Origin of the sequence: Pseudoduganella sp. GCM10020061 (assembly GCF_042683405.1) — a bacterium.
In the GTDB taxonomy this organism is placed as follows: Bacteria; Pseudomonadota; Gammaproteobacteria; order Burkholderiales; family Burkholderiaceae_D; genus Telluria.
The window spans coordinates 293,898-312,515 of sequence record NZ_JBHUJS010000011.1; the positions used below are offsets into that span (position 1 = coordinate 293,898).

Consider the following 18,618-nt stretch of genomic DNA (forward strand, 5'->3'; position numbering starts at 1 on the left):
GAGCCAACCATGAGCGAAAAAGTCGTCAAGTCCGACGCCGAGTGGCGCGCCCAGCTCGATCCGATGGAGTACCAGGTCACGCGCCACGCGGCGACCGAGCGTGCGTTCACGGGCAAGTACTGGGACCACCACGAGCACGGGATCTACCACTGCGTGTGCTGCGACACGCCCCTGTTCGAGTCGGACGCCAAGTTCGAATCGGGCTGCGGCTGGCCGAGCTACTTCCGCGCACTGGACCCGCACAATGTGATCGAAAAGGTGGACCGCAGTCATGGTATGCTGCGCACCGAAATTATCTGCGCCGTCTGCGACGCCCACCTGGGACACGTGTTCCCCGATGGCCCGCCGCCGACCGGACTTCGCTACTGCATCAACTCGGCCGCCCTGCGGTTCGAACCAACCTGACGACTTATGAAATTCCTGTTCGACCTGTTCCCGGTCCTGCTGTTCTTCGCGGTCTACAAGATCGCGGGCATTTATCCGGTGGAATCCCATGCCTTCATCCAGCAGTACGTCTCGGCCTTTGTCGCGGACGGAAAGATCCCGGCCGACCAGGGGCCGATCATGGTGGCCACGCTGGTCGCGATGGTCGCCTCGGTGATCCAGGTCGCCTACGTCAAGGCGCGCGGGCGCAAGATCGACATGATGCTGTGGCTGTCCGTGATCGTGATCGTCGTGTTCGGCGGCGCCACCGTCTACCTGCACGACGACTCCTTCATCAAGTGGAAGCCGACCATCCTGCACTGGATCTACGCCGCCGTCCTGCTCGGCGCGCAGGTGTTCTTCCGCAAGAACCTGGTGCGCGAGGTCATGGCGGCCGCCGTCACGCTGCCCGACCAGGTCTGGAACCGCCTGAACATGGGCTGGATCGTCTACTTCTTCATCGTCGGCCTGGTCAACATGGTCGTCGCCTTCGTCATCTTCAAGGGCGATACCGACGCCTGGGTCAACTTCAAGACCTTCGGCCTGATCGGCATGACCTTCGCGTTCCTGATCGGCCAGAGCCTGTACCTGTCCAAGCACATCAAGGAAGAAGGCGCATGAACCGCATCGAACGCATGCGCGAACTGCTGGCCGTGCTGGAGCCATCGCTCATTGAGCTGAGCGACGACTCCCATATGCATGTGGGCCACGCGGGCGCCGCTTCCGGAGGCGGCCACTACAGCCTCAAGATCGTCTCCCCCCGCTTCGAGGGGCAGAGGCTCGTCATGCGCCATCGGCTGGTGTATGATGCTTTGCAAGAAATGATGAAGTCCGACATCCATGCCCTTGCCATCACTGCGCTGGCCCCGTCCGAAGCGTGACAGGGGCATGCCGACTTTCAGGGTTTCTTAAGAAATCTGTTCGACAATCGAACGATTCATAATAATGAAGTAGTCCAATCCAGAACTCCCCCTACAGGAATTTCACATGACTTTTAAGCCAGCCCGTCTGCTGCTCGCCCTTCTCGCCATGGCTGCGGCGCCTGCGTTCGCCCAGAACCTCGCCGTGGTCAACGGCAAGCCGATCCCGACCTCGCGCCTGAACGCAGTGGTCCAGAGCATGGTGGCCCAAGGCCAGCAGCCGGACTCCCCGCAGCTGCGCGAGCAGATCAAGCGTGAACTGATCGAGCGCGAAGTGCTGATGCAGGAAGCGGAAAAGCAGGGCCTGACCAAGAACGCGCAAGTGCGCCAGGCGCTGGACAACGCCCGCCAGAGCATCGTCGTGAACGCGCTGGTGCGTGACTACGCCGCCAAGAACCCGGTGCCGGATGCGGAAATCAAGGCCGAGTACGACAAGGAAAAGGCGCGTATCGGCGACAAGGAATACCACGTGCGCCATATCCTGACCGAGACCGAAGCGGACGCCAAGGCGGCGATCGCCAAGATCAAGGGCGGCCAGAAGTTTGAAGACGTGGCCAAGACCGCGTCCAAGGACCCCGGCACCGCTGCCAATGGCGGCGACCTGGACTGGGCAGCGCCTGCGGCCTTCCCTGCTGAATTCGCAGCTGCCGTGACCTCCCTGCAAAAGGGCGCAGTCACGGAAAATCCAGTACGTACCCAGGCAGGCTTCCACGTGATCAAAGTGGACGACGTGCGCGCCACCAAGTTCCCGGCACTGGAAGAAGTGAAGCAGGAAGTCGCCAACCAGCTGATGCAGCGTAAATTGATGTCGTATCAGGAACAACTGGTCAAAAAGGCCAAAGTCCAGTAAATTCCTCGTTTTTAGCCCGGCGCCTGCGCGCGCCGGGAATTGCTCCACTATTTTTTATAGGATGTGCACCATGATGTTGAAGCCAGCTCGCCTGTTAGCCCTGTCCGCCCTCGTGGCCGTTCCGGCTTTCGCCCAGAACGTTGCGACCGTCAATGGCAAAGGCATTCCAGCTTCCAGGCTTGACGCGATCGTCAAAGCGGAAGTCGCGCAATCGCAGGGCCGCCTAAGCGACACCCCGCAACTGCGCGCGCAAGTCAAGCAGGCGCTGATCGCCCGCGAAGTCATGGTCCAGGAAGCGGACAAGCAGGGCTATGGCAACAAGCCTGAAGTCAAGGCCGCTATGGACAACGCACGCCAGAGCATCGTGATCAATGCGCTGCTGGCGGACTGGGTCAAGAAGAACCCTGTCACCGACGCCGACATCAAGGCCGAGTACGACAACTTCAAGAAGTCGATGGGCGACACCGAATACCGCGCACGCCACATCCTGGTTCCGACCGAGCAGGAAGCCAAGGACCTGATCGCCAAGATCAAGTCGGGCTCGAAGTTCGAAGACCTGGCCAAGGCCCACTCGAAGGACGGTTCGGCTGCCCAGGGCGGCGACCTGGACTTTGCGTCCCCATCGATGTACGACCAGAACTTCTCGGCTGCCATGGTCGCCCTGAAGAAAGGCGAAGTCACCGCAGCGCCGGTCAAGTCCCAGTTCGGCTGGCACGTGATCAAGCTGGAAGACACCCGCGCCACCAAGCTGCCGTCGCTGGACGAAGTCAAGCAGCAGGCCGCACAGTCGGTGCAGCAGCGCCGCCTGGCCCAGTACCGCGAGTCGCTGGTCAAGAAGGCCAAGATCCAGTAATCCGGGTCTGCGCATCGAAAAACGCTCCTTCGGGAGCGTTTTTTATTGGGCCGCTGGCCTTGGCAGGATGCCCGCTGCGACCGTGGCCGTACTTTTTGCCAGGAACCGCTGGACGCCCGCAACCGTGTCGGCAATGTCCTTTTCGCAACTCTATTTGATTCAAATCAATTATTTTTTTGAGTTGCGTCAATACTATCGTGGCTTTTCTATCACTAGTTACGATCAATGCGGAACAACCTGCCGGTAACCAACACCGAATACGTCTTGAAGGACCACCAGACGGTGGTCTCCAAAACCGACCTGGCTGGAAACATCATCTATGCCAACAAGGACTTCATCGAGATCAGCGGCTACTCCGCCGAAGAGCTGATCGGCGCGCCGCAGAACATCCTGCGCCACCCCGACATGCCGCGCGAAGCCTTCGCCGACTTCTGGGCCACGATCAAGGCCGGCAAGGCGTGGACCGGGCTGGTCAAGAACCGCTGCAAGAACGGCGACTACTACTGGGTCGAAGCGAATGCCGCGCCGATGCTGGTGAACGGACAGGTGACCGGCTACACCTCGGTACGGGTCAAGCCTGACCGCGCCAAGGTCGAAGCGGCGGAAAAAGCCTACCGCGCGATCCGCGAAGGCAGTACCGCCATTTTCATCCGCGACGGCGAGGTGGTGCGGCGCTCGTTCTGGACACGCTTTGCCTCCCTTTCCCGCATTTCGTGCGGCAGCAGGCTGCGCGCGCTGGCGATCCTGCTGGCTGCGCTGTTCCTGGCCGAGATGGCGGCTGCGCCGGATTCGCCGTGGCGCTGGGCCGCGGGCCTCGCCGGCGTGGCGGCCGCAATCTGCGGCAGCGTCATGCTTTCCCGCTCGATGATCGCGCCGCTGGAGATGGCGCGGCGCCATATCGCCGGCATGAGCGCGGGCGACCTCACGGTAAAGATCGACGGCGGCGGCGCCGAAGAGATCAGCGCCATCCTGCAGGCGCTGCGGGTCCTCCAGACCAATATGAAACTGATGGTCGGCCAGATCAAGGAGGCCACCGGAGTCCTCAACGGCGGCGCCGCCGGGGTGGCGCAAGAGAATGCGGACCTGTCGGTGCGCACCGAGTCGCAAGCCAGCTCGCTGGAAGAAACCGCCGCGTCGATGGAAGAACTGACCGGGACCGTGCGCCAGAACGCGGACAACGCGGGCATGGCCAGCGCGCTCGCCCTTACCGCATCCAAAACCGCCGAAGCCGGCGGCCAATCGGTGCGCAACATGGTCGAGCTGATGGGATCGATCCGCGACAGCTCGGCGCGCATTGCGGACATCACCGGCGTGATCGACTCGATCGCATTCCAGACCAATATCCTCGCGCTCAACGCAGCGGTGGAGGCGGCGCGCGCGGGCGAACAGGGGCGCGGATTCGCCGTTGTCGCGGCCGAGGTGCGCAGCCTCGCGCAGCGATCGGCCACTGCAGCGCACGAGATCAGCGCACTGATCGCCGATTCGGTGGACCGGGTGGCCAGGGGCCGCGCCGCGGTCGACGAGGCTGGGGCGCGGATTGCGGAAGTGGTCGAAACGGTCGGCAAGCTGTCCAGCTTCATGCAGGATATCTCGAACGCGACGCGCGAACAGAGCGCCGGGATCGAGCAGGTGAACCAGGCGATCGTGCACATGGACCAGGCCACCCAGCAGAACGGGCAGATGATCGAATCGACCGCGCTTGCAGCGGCCGAGATGGCGCGGCAGGCCGAGAACCTGGCGCGGCTGGTGGATGAGTTCCGGCTGGTCTCGGTGCCGGGCACGCCGAAGCGCAATGGAATGCGCTCGCCAGCGCTGCATGGGGCCATGCCGATGCTCCGCTAGCGCACCACCCGGAGCCGGTCCCCTACCCGCTTTGGCGGAATCGGCTAAAACATGGCCGATTCCGCCAACAAGCGGACGAAAAAAAAGCGCTCCGCAAGGAGCGCTTTCCGTTTTCCCGCTTAGCCGACGAACTTGCGCGCGTTGCGGAACATGCGCATCCATGGCGATTCCTCGCCCCAGCCATCCGGATGCCACGACTGCTGCACGGTGCGGAACACGCGCTCAGCGTGCGGCATCATGACGCTGAAGCGTCCGTCCTCGGTCGTCACCGCCGTCAGGCCCTGCGGCGAGCCGTTCGGATTGAACGGGTACGCTTCGGTGGCCTGGCCGCGGTTGTCGACGAAGCGCATCGCCTTGATCACGCCGCCGATGTCGCCGGTCTGGCTGAAGTCCGCGAAGCCCTCGCCGTGCGCGATCGCGATCGGCGCTACGGTGCCCGCCATGCCGGCAAAGAAGATCGACGGCGAATCGAGCACCTCGACCATGCCGAAGCGCGCTTCGAACTGTTCGGACTTGTTGCGGGTGAACTTCGGCCACGCATGCGCACCGGGGATGATGGATTTCAGGTTGCTCATCATCTGGCAGCCGTTGCACACGCCCAGGCCGAAGGTGTCCTTGCGCGCGAAGAACTGCGCGAACTGGTCCGACAGCGCGGCATTGAACAGGATGGTCTTGGCCCAGCCTTCGCCCGCACCCAGCACGTCGCCGTACGAGAAGCCGCCCACCGCGATCACGCCCTGGAAATCGGCCAGGCTGGCGCGGCCGGCGATCAGGTCGCTCATGTGCACGTCGACGGCCGCAAAGCCCGCCTGGTGCATCACGTACGCGGTCTCGATGTGCGAGTTGACACCCTGCTCGCGCAGGATCGCGACGCGCGGGCGCACGCCGGTGGCCAGGAACGGCGCCGCCACGTTCTCGCTCGGGTCGAAGGTGACCTTCGGCGAGATGCCTGGATCTTCTTCGTCCAGCAGGCGGTCGTATTCCATGTCGGCGCAGGCCGGGTTGTCGCGCAGGCGCGCAATGCGCCAGCTGGTCTCGCTCCACAGGCGGTGCAGCGCGCTGCGCTTTTCGCTGTAGATGACCTTGGCGTCGCGGGTGAATTCGATCACGCCGCGGTCGTTGGTCTTGCCGATGATATGGCTGCAGGCACCCAGGCCGTTCGCGCGCAGCACGTCCATCACGGCCTTCTTGTCGGCCTCGCGCACCTGCACCACCGCGCCCAGTTCTTCGGAGAACAGCGCGCGCAGGGTGAGTTCGTTGCGGCGCTCGGCCACCTGCCCTGCCCAGTTCTTGGCGTCGCCCCAGTCGGCGTGCTCGCCTTCGTGGGCAAGGATGTCGAGGTTGACGGTCAGTCCGGCGCGGCCCGCGAAGGCCATCTCGGCCAGGGTCGCGAACAGGCCGCCGTCGGAACGGTCGTGGTAGGCCAGCAGCTTGCCGTCTGCGTTCAGCTGCTGGATCGCGGCGAAGAAGGCTTTCAGGTCCTGCGGATCGTCGACGTCCGGCACCGCGTCGCCAAGCTGCTGCGTGACCTGCGCGAGCGCAGAGGCGCCCATGCGGTTCTTGCCGCGGCCCAGGTCGATCACGATGAGCGCGGTCTCGCCCAGGTCGGTGCGCACCTGCGGGGTCAGCGCCTTGCGCACGTCATACACCGGCGCAAACGAGGACACGATCAGCGAGACCGGCGAAATCACCGCCTTGGCTTCGCCGCCGTCGTTCCAGGTGGTGCGCATGGACAGGGAGTCCTTGCCGACCGGGATGCTGATGCCCAGCGCCGGGCACAGTTCCATGCCGACCGCCTTCACGGTGTCGAACAGGGCCGCGTCCTGGCCAGGCTGGCCGCAGGCGGCCATCCAGTTGGCCGACAGCTTGATGTCGGAGATGTCGCGGATCGGCGAAGCGGCAATGTTGGTCACCGCCTCGCCCACGGCCATGCGGCCCGATGCGGCGGCGTCGATCACGGCCAGCGGCGTGCGCTCGCCCATCGCCATCGCTTCGCCCACGTAGCCGTCGTAGCTCATGGTGGTGACCGCGCAGTCGGCCACCGGGACCTGCCACGGGCCGACCATCTGGTCGCGCACGGACATGCCGCCCACGGTGCGGTCGCCGATGGTGATCAGGAAGGACTTGTCGGCCACGGTCGGCAGCAGCAGCACCTTTTGGGCCACGTCGGCCAGGTCCAGGCCCGTGAGGTCGACCGGCGGGAATGCACGCTGCACGTGCGCGACGTCGCGCGTCATCTTCGGCGGCTTGCCGAGCAGGACGTCCATCGGCATGTCGACCGGGTTGTCGCCGGCCAGCGGGTCGATGACCTTCAGCTGGCGTTCTTCGGTGGCGACGCCGACCGCCGCGAACGGCGCGCGTTCGCGCTCGCACAGCGCGGCGAACACAGGAAGGTTTTCCGGCGCGATCGCGAGCACGTAGCGCTCCTGCGATTCGTTGGACCAGATCTCCTTCGGAGCCATGCCGGATTCTTCCAGGGGCACCTTGCGCAGGTCGAAGATTGCGCCACGGCCGGCATCGTTGGTGATTTCAGGGAAAGCGTTCGACAGGCCGCCCGCGCCCACGTCGTGGATCGAGATGATCGGGTTGTCCGCACCCATCGCCCAGCAGGCGTTGATGACTTCCTGGGCACGGCGTTCCATCTCCGGATTGCCGCGCTGGACCGAGTCGAAATCGAGGTCGGCGGTGTTGGTGCCGGTCGCCATCGACGACGCGGCGCTGCCGCCCATGCCGATGCGCATGCCTGGTCCACCCAGCTGGATCAGCAGGCTGCCGACCGGGATGTCGTTCTTGTGCGTGTGCTGCGCGGAGATGTTGCCGATGCCGCCCGCGATCATGATCGGCTTGTGGTAGCCGTACACGCCGGCCTCGCCCGCGTTCTGTTCGTAGGTACGGAAGTAGCCACCCAGGACCGGGCGGCCGAATTCGTTCGAGAAGGCGGCGCCGCCGATCGGCCCGTCGATCATGATCTGCAGGGGCGAGGCGATGCGTTCCGGCTTGCCGTAGGCAGGCGCCGCTTCGCGCGCGCCGGTGGCCGTCACGCTGGCCGCGTTTTCCCATGCACGCACGGCGTCCGGCAGCATCAGGTTCGAGACCGTAAAGCCGGTCAGGCCCGCCTTCGGCTTGGCGCCGCGGCCGGTCGCGCCCTCGTCGCGGATCTCGCCGCCGGCGCCGGTGGAAGCGCCCGGGAACGGCGAAATCGCGGTCGGGTGGTTGTGGGTCTCGACCTTCATCAGGGTGTGCACCAGTTCTTCGGTGCCGGCGTATTCGTTACCTGCGCGAGGATAGAAGCGCGTGACGGTGGCGCCTTCGATGATCGACGAGTTGTCCGAGTAGGCCACGATGGTGCCCTTCGGCTGCAACTGGTGCGTGTTCTTGATCATCTGGAACAGCGACTTCTCCTGCTTGACGCCGTCGATGATCCAGTCGGCGTTGAAGATCTTGTGGCGGCAATGCTCGCTGTTCGCCTGCGCGAACATCATCAGCTCCACATCGGTCGGGTTGCGCCCGGCTTTGGTGAAAGCGTCCAGCAGGTAGACGATTTCGTCTTCCGACATTGCCAGGCCCAGCTCCGTATTGGCGCGGTCCAGCGCAGCGCGGCCCTGGCCGATCACGTCGATGCGTTCCAGCGGGCGTCCCTGCAGCTCGGAGAACAGGTTGGAGGCCTCGTCGGCGCTGCGCAGCACAGACTCGGTCATGCGGTCGTGCAGCAGCGCGCTCACGGCCTGCGCTTCGTCGGCGCCCAGCTTCTTGCTGCCGCCGATGCCCAGGAAACCGGACTTCAGCTCGACGCGGTAGGCGACGCCGCGCTCGATGCGGTGGATGTGCGACATGCCGCAGTTGTGCGCGATGTCGGTGGCTTTCGACGCCCACGGCGAGATGGTGCCCAGGCGCGGTACGACGAAGAATTCCTCGACCGCCCCGCCCTCGCCCGCCGCCGCGGCAGGTTCGCCGTACGTCAGCATGGCGCCAAGGCGCTGCGTGTCCGCGGCGGACAGCTCGCCATGGACATCGATGAAATGGTAGTAGCGAGCGGTGACCGAGGCGACGGCAGGTGCGGCAGCTTGCAGTTGGGTCAGGAGGCGTTGCTGGCGGAAGGCAGACAGGGCATTGGAGCCCGGCAGGATCAACATGGCGTGGAGGTCGGTTGATGCAGCGCGGCTGCGGGTTAATGATGTGAGCTCGCTATTATACCGCGTCGCACCATGCGCGTCGCCCCGGCGGACGCGGAAAACCGTTGGGCGCGTCCATTCCCGCTTGCGCCGCGGCGCCGGTTGCCGCAGAGGTCCACATCACGTATCGTATTGACCTGAAGGCGCCCCGGCGCCCGCCATAATAAAAAAACCCGGAAGAGACGATGCAAGACAACAGCAAGCTGTCGGTACTGGTTATCGACCCCAGCCCCGGCATGCGGGGCAGCTTCCAGAACATGCTCAACCTGCTGAACATCTCGAAAATCGAGTATGCGGTCAGCGCCGGCACGGCCGTCCGCGCCGTGATGAAGAAGCAGTTCGACATCGTCCTGTGCGAATACGACCTTGGCAGCGGCCAGGAAGACGGCCAGGACGGCCAGCAGCTGCTGGAAGACCTGCGCCACCATCGCCTGATCGGCATGCTGACCATCTTCATCATGATCACGTCCGAAGGCGTGTACAGCAAGGTGGTCTCCGCGGCCGAACTGACGCCCACCGACTATATCCTCAAGCCGTTTACGGTCGACATGCTGAGCGGACGCATCGCCCGGGCGCTCGAGCGCCGCGCGGCCTTCGTGCCGACCTACCTGCAGATCGGCCAGGGCGACCTGCGCGCCGCCATCCGCAGCTGCGCCGACGCGTCGGCCAGGGGCACGCGCTACGCGGTCGACTTCATGCGCCTGCGCGCGGAGCTACACCTGAACCTGGGCGAAGTACAGCAGGCGGAAGAACTGTACCGCGCGATCCTGCAATCGAAGTCGATCGGCTGGGCCGAACTGGGCCTGGCGCGGGCACTGGCGGGGCAGGAGCGGCTGGACGAGGCGGTCGAAATGCTCAACGCACTGATCTCGTCCAATCCCCGTTTCATGGCGGCCTACGACCTGCTGGCGCAGTGCCACGAACAGGCGGGCCGCAACGGTGACGCCAAGCGCGTGCTCGAAGAAGCGGTCGCGGTGTCGCCGCACATGGTGCGGCGCCTGCGCCACCTGGGCCATGTCGCACTGGACTCGGGCGACGTGGCTGCGGCGGAGAAATCATACAAGCAGGTCGTGGCGCGCTCGCGCTACTCGGAGTTCCGCGATCCCGAAGACCACGTCAACCTGGCGCGCACCCTGCTGCGCAAGGGCGACCAGCCGGCGGCGGCCGCGGTGGTGCGCGATATCGAGAAGTCCATGCGCGGCAACCCGAAGGCCGAAGCGTGCATGGCCGTGTCCAGCGCGATGATCCATGACGCGGCGGGCGAGCAGGAAGCGGCCGAAGCAGCCCTCAACGCGGCGGTGGAGGCGGTGCGCGCAGCGCCGGGATTGTCGGCGCAGCTCAAGCTGGGGCTGGCGCGCAGCTGCCTCGCGCATCAACTCGACAACCAGGCTACCCAGGTCATGCTCGATGCGCTGGCCGATCCGGACAGCGGCGTTACCGTCGGCCAGGCCACGGGCGTCTTCGTCAAGGCGGGCCGGCCCGACCTGGCCGATACGATGGGCAGCAAGATGAAGCGCCAGGTCGCAACGCTGATGAACGTGGCGACGGAAAAGTCCGCCATGGGCGACCTGAAAGGCGCGGTCCACACGCTCAGCGAGGCGCTGCGCATGGCGCCGGGGAACCTGCCGGTCATGCTGGCACTGTCGAAGGCCATCCTGCGGCAGGTGGACGAGCTGGGGTGGGACCATCCGCTGGCGGAACTGTGCAGCCAGCAGCTGTCGAACATACGCCAGCTCGACCCCTCACACGCGCAACTGGCGGAGCTGACCGACGCCTTTCACTCCGCCAAGCGCCGCTACGGTATCTCCGGCTAGCCCTTCTGCCCGTAGCCGCCGCCGCCGGGCGTCTCGACCACGAACACGTCGCCCGGCTCCATCTGCGTGCGCGCGATGTGCGGCAGTTCCTCCACCGTGCCATCGGCGCGTTCCACCCGGTTCAGGCCACGCGCGCCCGGTTCGCCGCCCGCCATGCCGAACGGCGCATGGATGCGGTTGTTCGACAGGATCGCCGCCGTCATCGGTTCCAGGAACCGTACCCGCCGCACGCCGCCGTTCCCGCCATGCCAGCGTCCCGCGCCGCCCGAGCCATGCCGGATCTCGTAGCTGTCCAGGCGCACCGGGAAGCGGAACTCCAGCACCTCCGGGTCCGTGAGGCGCGAGTTGGTCATGTTGGTCTGCACCACGTCGGTGCCGTCGAACCCCTCGCCCGCTCCCGAGCCGCCCGAGATGGTCTCGTAGTACTGGTAGCGCGCATTCCCGAACGTGAAGTTGTTCATCGTGCCCTGCGAGGCCGCCATCACGCCCAGCGCGCCGTACAGCGCGTTGGTGATGCAGGTGGAGGTCTCCACATTGCCCGACACGACCGAGGCCGGATAGCGCGGATTCAGCATCGAGCCGGGCGGCACGATCACCTGGATCGGCTTGAGGCAGCCCGCATTGAGCGGGATCTCGTCGTCGACCAGGGTGCGGAAGACGTACAGCACCGCCGCCATGCACACCGCCTGCGGCGCGTTGAAGTTGTTGGCCAGCTGGCCCGAGGTGCCGGTGAAATCGACCACGGCGCTGCGCGCCTCGCGGTCCACGCGGATCGCGACCCGGATCACGGCGCCGTTATCGAGCTCGTAGGTGTACTGGCCGTCCGACAGCGCGGTGATCACGCGGCGCACCGCCTCTTCCGCGTTGTCCTGCACGTGTCCCATGTAGGCACGCACGACGTCCAGCCCGAAATGCGCGACCATCCTGCGCAGTTCGTCCACGCCCTTCTGGTTGGCCGCCACCTGCGCCCGCAGGTCCGCCAGGTTCTGGTCGGGATTGCGGGCCGGGTAGGCTGCGCCGCACAGCAGCGCGCGCGTTTCCGCTTCGCGCAGCAGGCCGGTGTCGCCGTCGACCAGCTTGAAGTTGTCGATCAGGACGCCCTCCTGGTCGATCGACACCGAATCCGGCGGCATCGAACCCGGCGTGGTGCCGCCGATGTCGGCATGGTGGCCGCGCGAGCCGACGTAGAACAGGATCTCCCGGCCCGCGTCGTCGAACACCGGCGAGATCACGGTCACGTCGGGCAGGTGCGTGCCGCCGTTGTACGGGTCGTTGAGCATGTACACGTCGCCCGGGCGCATGCTGCCGGCATTGCGCAGCATGACCGTCTTGATGCTCTCGCCCATCGACCCGAGGTGGACGGGCATGTGCGGCGCGTTGGCGATCAGGTTGCCGTCCGCGTCGAAGATCGCGCACGAGAAGTCCAGCCGCTCCTTGATGTTGACCGAATACGCCGTATTCTGCAGGCGCAGTCCCATCTGCTCGGCGATCGACATGAACAGGTTGTTGAAGATTTCGAGCATGACCGGGTCGGCCGTGGTGCCGATGGCGCGCCGCTCGGGCAGCGCCTCGGTACGGCGCAGGACCAGGTGGTTGTAGGGCGTGACCTCGGCCTGCCAGCCCGGCTCCACTACCGTGGTGGCGTTGTCCTCGGCGATGATGGCCGGCCCGCTGACCCGGTCGCCCGGCTGCAGCGTGGCGCGGCGGTACAGCCGGGTGTCGTGCCAGCGCTCGCCCGCGTACATGCGCACCGTCTCGTCGCCATGCAGCGGCGCGGTCCTCGGCGCTGCCGCCACGGGCTGTTCCGGCGGCGCATCCGAGGCGCCGATCGCTTCCACTGACACCGCCTCCACCACCAGCGCCTTGCCCGGCATGAGGAAGGAGAAGCGCTTGCGGTAGGCGGCCTCGAAAGCGGCCTGCATCGAGGCCGGGTCGCCGAACGGAACGATCAGCGCCGAATCGGTGCCTTCGTAGCGCAAGTGGACACGGCGCACCAGCGAGATACGCCCGGGCGGGACGCCCTGCCCTGCCAGGTCGCCGGACGCAGCCTCGCACAGGCCTGCGAGGGTGCGCTCCAGCGCGCCGTCCGGCAGGTCGGCCAGGCGCGCCTCGACCGCCTGCTCGCGCATCGCGGACTGGTCGGCCAGGCCCATGCCGTAGGCCGACATGACGCCGGCCAGCGAATGCACGAACACCGTTTTCATGCCCAGCGCATCGGCCACCAGGCAGGCGTGCTGGCCGCCGGCGCCGCCGAAGCTGGTCAGCGTGTATTCGGTGACGTCGTGGCCGCGCTGCACCGAAATCTGCTTGATCGCGTTGGCCATGTTCCCCACCGCGATGCGGATGAAGCCGTCCGCCACCTGCTCGGGCGACGGCGTGGCCCCGGTCGCCGCCCCGATCTCGCGCGCCATGGCTGCAAAGCGTTTGCGTACCGTCTCCACGTCGAGCGGCTGGTCGCCGCCCTCGCCGAACAGTGCCGGGAAGTGGCGCGGCTGGATCTTGCCGAGCATGACGTTACAGTCGGTGACCGCGAGCGGACCGCCGCGGCGGTAGCTGGCTGGGCCCGGGTTGGCGCCGGCACTGTCCGGGCCGACGCGGTAGCGGCTGCCGTCGAAATGCAGGATCGAGCCGCCGCCCGCGGCCACGGTATGAATGCTCATCATCGGCGCGCGCATGCGCACGCCTGCCACCTGCGTTTCGAACACGCGTTCGAACTCGCCGGAAAAATGCGACACGTCGGTCGAGGTGCCGCCCATGTCGAAACCGATGACGCGGTCGAAACCGGCCAGCTGGCTGGCCCGGACCATGCCGACGATGCCGCCCGCGGGTCCCGACAGGATGCTGTCCTTGCCCTGGAACGTGTGCGCGTTGGTCAGGCCGCCGCTCGACTGCATGAACTGCAGGTTCACGCCGGGAAGCTGGGTCGCGACCTGGTCCACGTAGCGGCGCAAGATGGGCGACAGGTAGGCGTCCACCACCGTGGTGTCGCCACGCGCGACCAGCTTCATCAGGGGGCTGATCTTGTGCGACACCGACACCTGGGTGAAGCCGATTTCGCGCGCGATGCGCTCGGCCGCCTGTTCGTGCTGCGTGTAGCGGTAACCGTGCATGAAGACGATGGCCAGCGCACGGATGCCGCGCGCATGGATCGCTTCCAGTGCGGCGCGCGTTGCGGCCTCGTCGATCGGCGTGACGATGTCGCCGTGCGCGCCGATGCGCTCGTCGACCTCGGCGACCTCCTGGTACAGCAGTTCGGGCAGCACGATGTGGCGGTCGAACAGGCGCGGACGGTTCTGGTAGGCGATGCGCAGCGCATCGCGGAAGCCGCGCGTGATCGCCAGCGCGGTCGGCTCGCCCTTGCGCTCGAGCAGCGCATTGGTGGCAACGGTGGTGCCCATCTTGACCGCCTCGACCTGCTCTGCCGTGACCGGCTCCCCTTCCGCCACGCCCAGCAGGTGGCGGATACCGGCCACTGCAGCGTCGCGGTATTGCCCGGGATTCTCCGACAGCAGCTTGTGCGTGACGAGCTGGCCGTCCGGGCGGCGGGCCACGATATCCGTAAACGTGCCGCCACGATCGATCCAGAATTGCCAGTCCATGCTCGTCCTTTCAATGATGTCGCAGTATTGTAGTCGCGTGGCGGCGCGATTTTAGCGAAAATAGCAATTCAAGTGGAGAATGAACCGTGGACGCACTCTTCAATACCGCCCAGATCAGGGCGATCGAAACCGCCGCTGCCGCAGGCCTGCCCGGCGGGACGCTGATGCATCGCGCGGGCCGCGCCGCCACCGAAGCCGCGCTTGGCATCGCCGGCCCGCCCGCCGGCGCCGCCGTGCTGGTGCTGGCCGGTCCGGGCAACAACGGCGGCGACGGACTCGAGGTGGCTGCCAATCTGGCCGAACTGGGCGCGGAAGTGACCGTGGTGCAGCTCGGCTCGGCGGAGGAACGCTCGCCGGAAGCCCACCATGCGCTGCTGCGCGCACAGGCTGCCGGCGCCGTGTTGACGGCCGCGCTGCCGCCGGGCCGCTTCGCGCTGGTCGTCGATGCGATGTTCGGCATCGGCCTGGCACGGCCGCTGGCCGGGCGCGCCGCGGAACTGGCGGCCTACGCATCGGCGGCCGACTGCCCGGTACTCGCACTGGATGTGCCAAGCGGGCTGGATGCCGAAACCGGCGCGGTGGTGGGTCCGGCCGGTACCGCCGTCATGGCCACGCACACGGTCACCTTCATTGGGGACAAGCCGGGCCTGCACACGGGGGACGGCAAGGCCCACGCCGGCGAAGTCATCGTTGCCTCCCTCGGCATAGCGCCGGACATGTTCCCGGAGCCGGCGGCGCGCATCAACGCGCCGGCGCTGTTCGCCGGCCACCTGCGTCCGCGCGGCGTGAATTCGCACAAGGGCAGCTTCGGCAACGTGGCGGTGGTCGGTGGCGCGCGCGGGATGTCCGGCGCGCCGCTGCTGGCGTCCCGCGCGGCGTTGCTGGGCGGCGCAGGCCGCGTGTTCGCGGTATTCCTCGACGATGGTCCAGCGCTCGATCCGGGCCAGCCGGAGCTGATGTGCCGCGCCGCCGCAGGATTCGACTACGCCTCGGCGACCATCGTGGCCGGACCGGGGCTGGGCACCTCGCCGGACGCGGTGCACGTGCTGCTGCGCGCCTTCGACAGCGCCTCGCCGCTGGTGCTGGACGCCGATGCGTTCAACCTGCTGGCCACCAGTCCCGACCTGCAACAGCGGCTGGCGGCGCGCGGCAACGCGGTGCTGACGCCCCACCCGCTGGAGGCCGCGCGCATGCTCGGCATGACCAGCGCGATCGTGCAGGCGGACCGCATGGCGGCCGCGCACGAACTGGCCAAACGCTTCAACGCGGCAGTGATCCTGAAGGGTGCGGGCAGCGTGATCGCCCATGGCGACGCGATCGTGATCAACCCGACCGGCAATCCGGGCCTGGCGACGGCCGGCAGCGGCGACGTGCTGGCGGGACTCTGCGGCAGCCTGCTGGCGCAGGGCTGGCCGGTGCCCGAGGCGGCACTGGGCGCCACCTGGATCCACGGACAGGCCGCGGACGAGCTGGTGGCGCAAGGCGCGGGACCGATCGGCCTGACGGCCGGCGAGCTGCCCGTGGCGGCCCGCCGCGTCCTCAATGGTCTTGTTGGACGATCCGGCCAGCGGCGATTGTGATGGTGCGGCCGCAGCGGCGCGCGATCGACGGATCGTGCGTCACCAGCACCAGGGTGGAACCGCGTTCGCGGTTCAGTTCGAACATCAGGGCGATGATGGCTTCGCCGGTCGCCGCATCCAGGCTGCCCGTCGGCTCGTCGGCGAACAGCAGCGGCGGCTCGGTGACGAAGGCGCGCGCCAGCGCGACGCGCTGCTGCTCGCCGCCGGACAGGTACTTCGGGTAATGCTTCAGGCGCGCCGACAGGCCGACGCGTCCAAGCATGGCGGTGGCTTTCTCCCTGGCGTCCGGATCGCCGCGCAATTCCAGCGGCAGCATGACGTTCTCCAGCGCGTTCAGGTGCGCGAGCAGCTGGAACGACTGGAACACGAATCCCAGCTCCGCCTTGCGCAGCGCCGCGCGGCCATCCTCGTCGAGCGCAAAGATATCCTGCCCGTTCAGCAAGACCTTGCCGGTGGACGGACTGTCAAGGCCGGCCAGCAAACCGAGCAGCGTGGACTTGCCCGAGCCGGAGGCCCCGACGATCGCAAGCGTTTCGGCCGGTTGCACTGTAAAATCCACATGGTGCAGGATGGTCAGCTCGCCGCTCGCGTCGGAGACCGTCTTGGACAGATTGATAACTTCGATCGCGCAGTGAGCGCGCGTTTCGCCCGTCGCCACTTGGCTGGATCGTCCTTCTTCGATGTCACGCATGCCTGATCTTTTCAAAAAATTTGTTCTTCGCTTGCTGCTGCTGTTGGCCGTTGCGCTTCCGGCAAGCGCCTATTCTGCACCAAAAACGGTGCTGGTGCTCGGCGACAGCCTCTCGGCCGAGTATGGATTGACGCGCGGCGCGGGCTGGGTTGCCCTGCTGGAGCGGAAACTGGAAGCCGCGAACATCGACGCGGCGGTCGTCAACGCCAGCATCAGCGGCGAAACCAGCAGCGGCGGGCGCACCCGCCTGCCGGCCCTGATCCGCCAGCACCGCCCCGACATCGTGGTGATCGAACTGGGCGCCAACGACGGCCTGCGCGGCCTGCCGGTGGCAGCCGCCGAGGCCAACCTGCGCGCGATGATCGAGCTGGCGCAAAAGAACAAGGCGCGCGTACTCCTGATCGGCATGCGCATGCCGCCCAATTACGGCCGCGACTACACCGAACGCTTCCACGCCGTGTATGCGAAGCTGGCCAAGGAATACAAGACCGGCCTGGTGCCGTTCATGCTCGACGGCGTGGCCGAGAAGCCGGCGCTGTTCCAGCCGGACCGCCTGCATCCGGCAGCGGAAGCGCATCCGATCATCCTCGCCAATATCTGGCCGCAATTCTCGAAACTGGTCAACGCACGATGAAGTACCCGGCACTCCAGCTGTTCAGCCAGATCCTGCCCGGACTGGACGAGTTCGACGCGATCATCGATGTGCGCAGTCCGTCCGAATTCGCGCTCGACCACCTGCCCGGCGCCATCAACTACCCGGTGCTGGACGACGCCGAGCGCGAGCAGGTCGGCACGCTGTACAAACAGGTCAACTCGTTCGAGGCCAAGAAGGTGGGCGCCGCGCTGGTATCGAAGAATATCGGCCGCCATATCGAAGAGCACCTGAGCGGCCATCCGCGCGAGTGGAAGCCGCTGGTGTACTGCTGGCGCGGCGGCAACCGCAGCGGATCGATGGCGCACGTGCTGGCGCGGATCGGCTGGCCCGCGGTGCAGCTGGACGGCGGCTACAAGGCCTACCGCGCCCGCGTCAGCGCCGATCTGGCGGAGGCGCCCACTCTGCCGTTCCGTGTCGTGTGCGGCACCACCGGCAGCGGCAAGAGCCGCCTGCTGGAGGTACTCGATGCCGCCGGCGCGCAGGTGCTGGACCTGGAAAAGCTGGCCGCGCACCGGGGTTCGGTGCTGGGCCACCTGCCCGACGAACCGCAGCCGAGCCAGAAGCTGTTCGAATCGCGCATCTGGGACGCACTGCGCCGCTTCAATCCGTCACAGCCGGTGTTCGTGGAATCGGAAAGCAAGAAGGTCGGCAACCTGCGGGTGCCGGACGCGCTGATGGACACGATGCGCCAGTCGCCATGCATCGCCCTGTCGCTGTCGCGCGACGACCGCGTGCGCCTGCTGATGGAGGACTACCACCATTTCGCTGCCAACCCGGAGGTGCTGAACGCGCAGCTCGACCACCTGGTCAAGCTGCATGGGCGCGAGAAGATCGATGCCTGGCATGCGCTGGCCAACAGCGGACGCATCGAAGAGCTGGTGGCGCTGCTGCTGGCCGACCACTACGATCCGGCCTACCTGCGCTCGATCGACCGCAACTTCGTGCAGTATGGGGACGCGCTGCCGCTGGAATTGCCGGGCATCGATCCGGAACATTTCGAGGCCGCTGCACAGCACCTGAAACAGCTCGCGGCATAGCGGCCCCGCCCTTCCCGGGACAGTCCCCGGAAACAAAAACGGCATCCCGAGGGATGCCGTTTTTTATGGCTATGTCCACGTTAAGTGTGGAACCTGAAAGCAAGCATCCGGTCAAACCAAGTAGCTCTTCTGGAGGACTTGGCCATGCGGAAGCAAGAATTCGAGGTTTGGTTGTGCGGGTT

13 protein-coding genes are annotated in these 18,618 nt (G+C 66.4%); 10 read left to right on the forward strand and 3 right to left on the reverse strand.

Translation table 11 applies throughout. The features are described 5' to 3' along the window. Positions 1–9 precede the first annotated feature (9 nt). The 6 genes from msrB to ACFSQR_RS15680 all read left to right on the forward strand — a co-directional run bounded on the left by msrB (position 10) and on the right by ACFSQR_RS15680 (position 4,888). Positions 10–405, forward strand: a complete 396-nt coding sequence (gene msrB / locus ACFSQR_RS15655; protein WP_377730887.1) for a peptide-methionine (R)-S-oxide reductase MsrB — start codon at positions 10–12, stop codon at positions 403–405. A 6-nt stretch (positions 406–411) separates the two neighbouring features. Then, positions 412–1,044, forward strand: coding sequence for a septation protein A (locus tag ACFSQR_RS15660; RefSeq protein ID WP_377730889.1), 633 nt, complete (start codon positions 412–414; stop codon positions 1,042–1,044). Then, a complete protein-coding gene (locus ACFSQR_RS15665) occupies positions 1,041–1,304 on the forward strand; it encodes a BolA family protein (RefSeq protein WP_377730890.1) in 264 nt (87 codons plus the stop codon). Before ACFSQR_RS15660 ends, ACFSQR_RS15665 begins: the two co-directional genes overlap by 4 nt. A 106-nt stretch (positions 1,305–1,410) precedes the next feature. After that, positions 1,411–2,193 carry a peptidyl-prolyl cis-trans isomerase gene (locus ACFSQR_RS15670; protein WP_377730891.1) on the forward strand — a complete coding sequence of 261 codons (783 nt, stop codon included), beginning with the start codon at positions 1,411–1,413 and terminating at the stop codon, positions 2,191–2,193. A 70-nt stretch (positions 2,194–2,263) separates the two neighbouring features. After that, a complete protein-coding gene (locus ACFSQR_RS15675) occupies positions 2,264–3,046 on the forward strand; it encodes a peptidylprolyl isomerase (protein ID WP_377730892.1) in 783 nt (260 codons plus the stop codon). Between the two features lie 225 nt (positions 3,047–3,271). Further along, the gene (locus tag ACFSQR_RS15680) at positions 3,272–4,888 is read left to right on the forward strand and encodes a methyl-accepting chemotaxis protein (protein ID WP_377730893.1); all 1,617 of its coding nucleotides are present in this window, start codon (positions 3,272–3,274) and stop codon (positions 4,886–4,888) included. Between the two features lie 119 nt (positions 4,889–5,007). On the opposite strand, the gene purL is transcribed toward ACFSQR_RS15680, so the two are convergent. Next, the gene (purL, locus tag ACFSQR_RS15685; protein ID WP_377730894.1) at positions 5,008–9,021 is read right to left on the reverse strand and encodes a phosphoribosylformylglycinamidine synthase; all 4,014 of its coding nucleotides are present in this window, start codon (positions 9,019–9,021) and stop codon (positions 5,008–5,010) included. A 224-nt stretch (positions 9,022–9,245) separates the two neighbouring features. Between purL and ACFSQR_RS15690 the strand changes: the two genes are divergently transcribed. Further along, complete coding sequence (locus ACFSQR_RS15690; protein ID WP_377730895.1) at positions 9,246–10,874, forward strand: tetratricopeptide repeat protein; 1,629 nt, start codon at positions 9,246–9,248, stop codon at positions 10,872–10,874. Here ACFSQR_RS15690 and ACFSQR_RS15695 read toward each other — a convergent pair. After that, positions 10,871–14,473: a hydantoinase B/oxoprolinase family protein gene (locus ACFSQR_RS15695; protein ID WP_377730897.1), complete on the reverse strand. Its 3,603-nt coding sequence runs from the start codon at positions 14,471–14,473 to the stop codon at positions 10,871–10,873. The genes ACFSQR_RS15690 and ACFSQR_RS15695 overlap by 4 nt on opposite strands. Before the next feature lie 86 nt (positions 14,474–14,559). Here ACFSQR_RS15695 and ACFSQR_RS15700 point away from each other — a divergent pair, with 86 nt between their 5' ends. Further along, on the forward strand, positions 14,560–16,053 hold the full coding sequence (locus tag ACFSQR_RS15700; RefSeq protein WP_377730898.1) for an NAD(P)H-hydrate dehydratase: 1,494 nt from the start codon (positions 14,560–14,562) through the stop codon (positions 16,051–16,053). Here ACFSQR_RS15700 and ACFSQR_RS15705 read toward each other — a convergent pair. Then, positions 16,013–16,744: an ABC transporter ATP-binding protein gene (locus tag ACFSQR_RS15705; RefSeq protein ID WP_377730899.1), complete on the reverse strand. Its 732-nt coding sequence runs from the start codon at positions 16,742–16,744 to the stop codon at positions 16,013–16,015. The two genes, ACFSQR_RS15700 and ACFSQR_RS15705, sit on opposite strands and share 41 nt — an antisense overlap. Here ACFSQR_RS15705 and ACFSQR_RS15710 point away from each other — a divergent pair. After that, positions 16,743–17,378 (forward strand): arylesterase, encoded by a 636-nt coding sequence (locus ACFSQR_RS15710; protein ID WP_377730900.1) that lies wholly within the window; start codon positions 16,743–16,745, stop codon positions 17,376–17,378. The genes ACFSQR_RS15705 and ACFSQR_RS15710 overlap by 2 nt on opposite strands. Next, positions 17,375–18,436: a tRNA 2-selenouridine(34) synthase MnmH gene (gene mnmH / locus ACFSQR_RS15715; protein ID WP_377730901.1), complete on the forward strand. Its 1,062-nt coding sequence runs from the start codon at positions 17,375–17,377 to the stop codon at positions 18,434–18,436. Before ACFSQR_RS15710 ends, mnmH begins: the two co-directional genes overlap by 4 nt. Positions 18,437–18,618 lie beyond the last annotated feature (182 nt).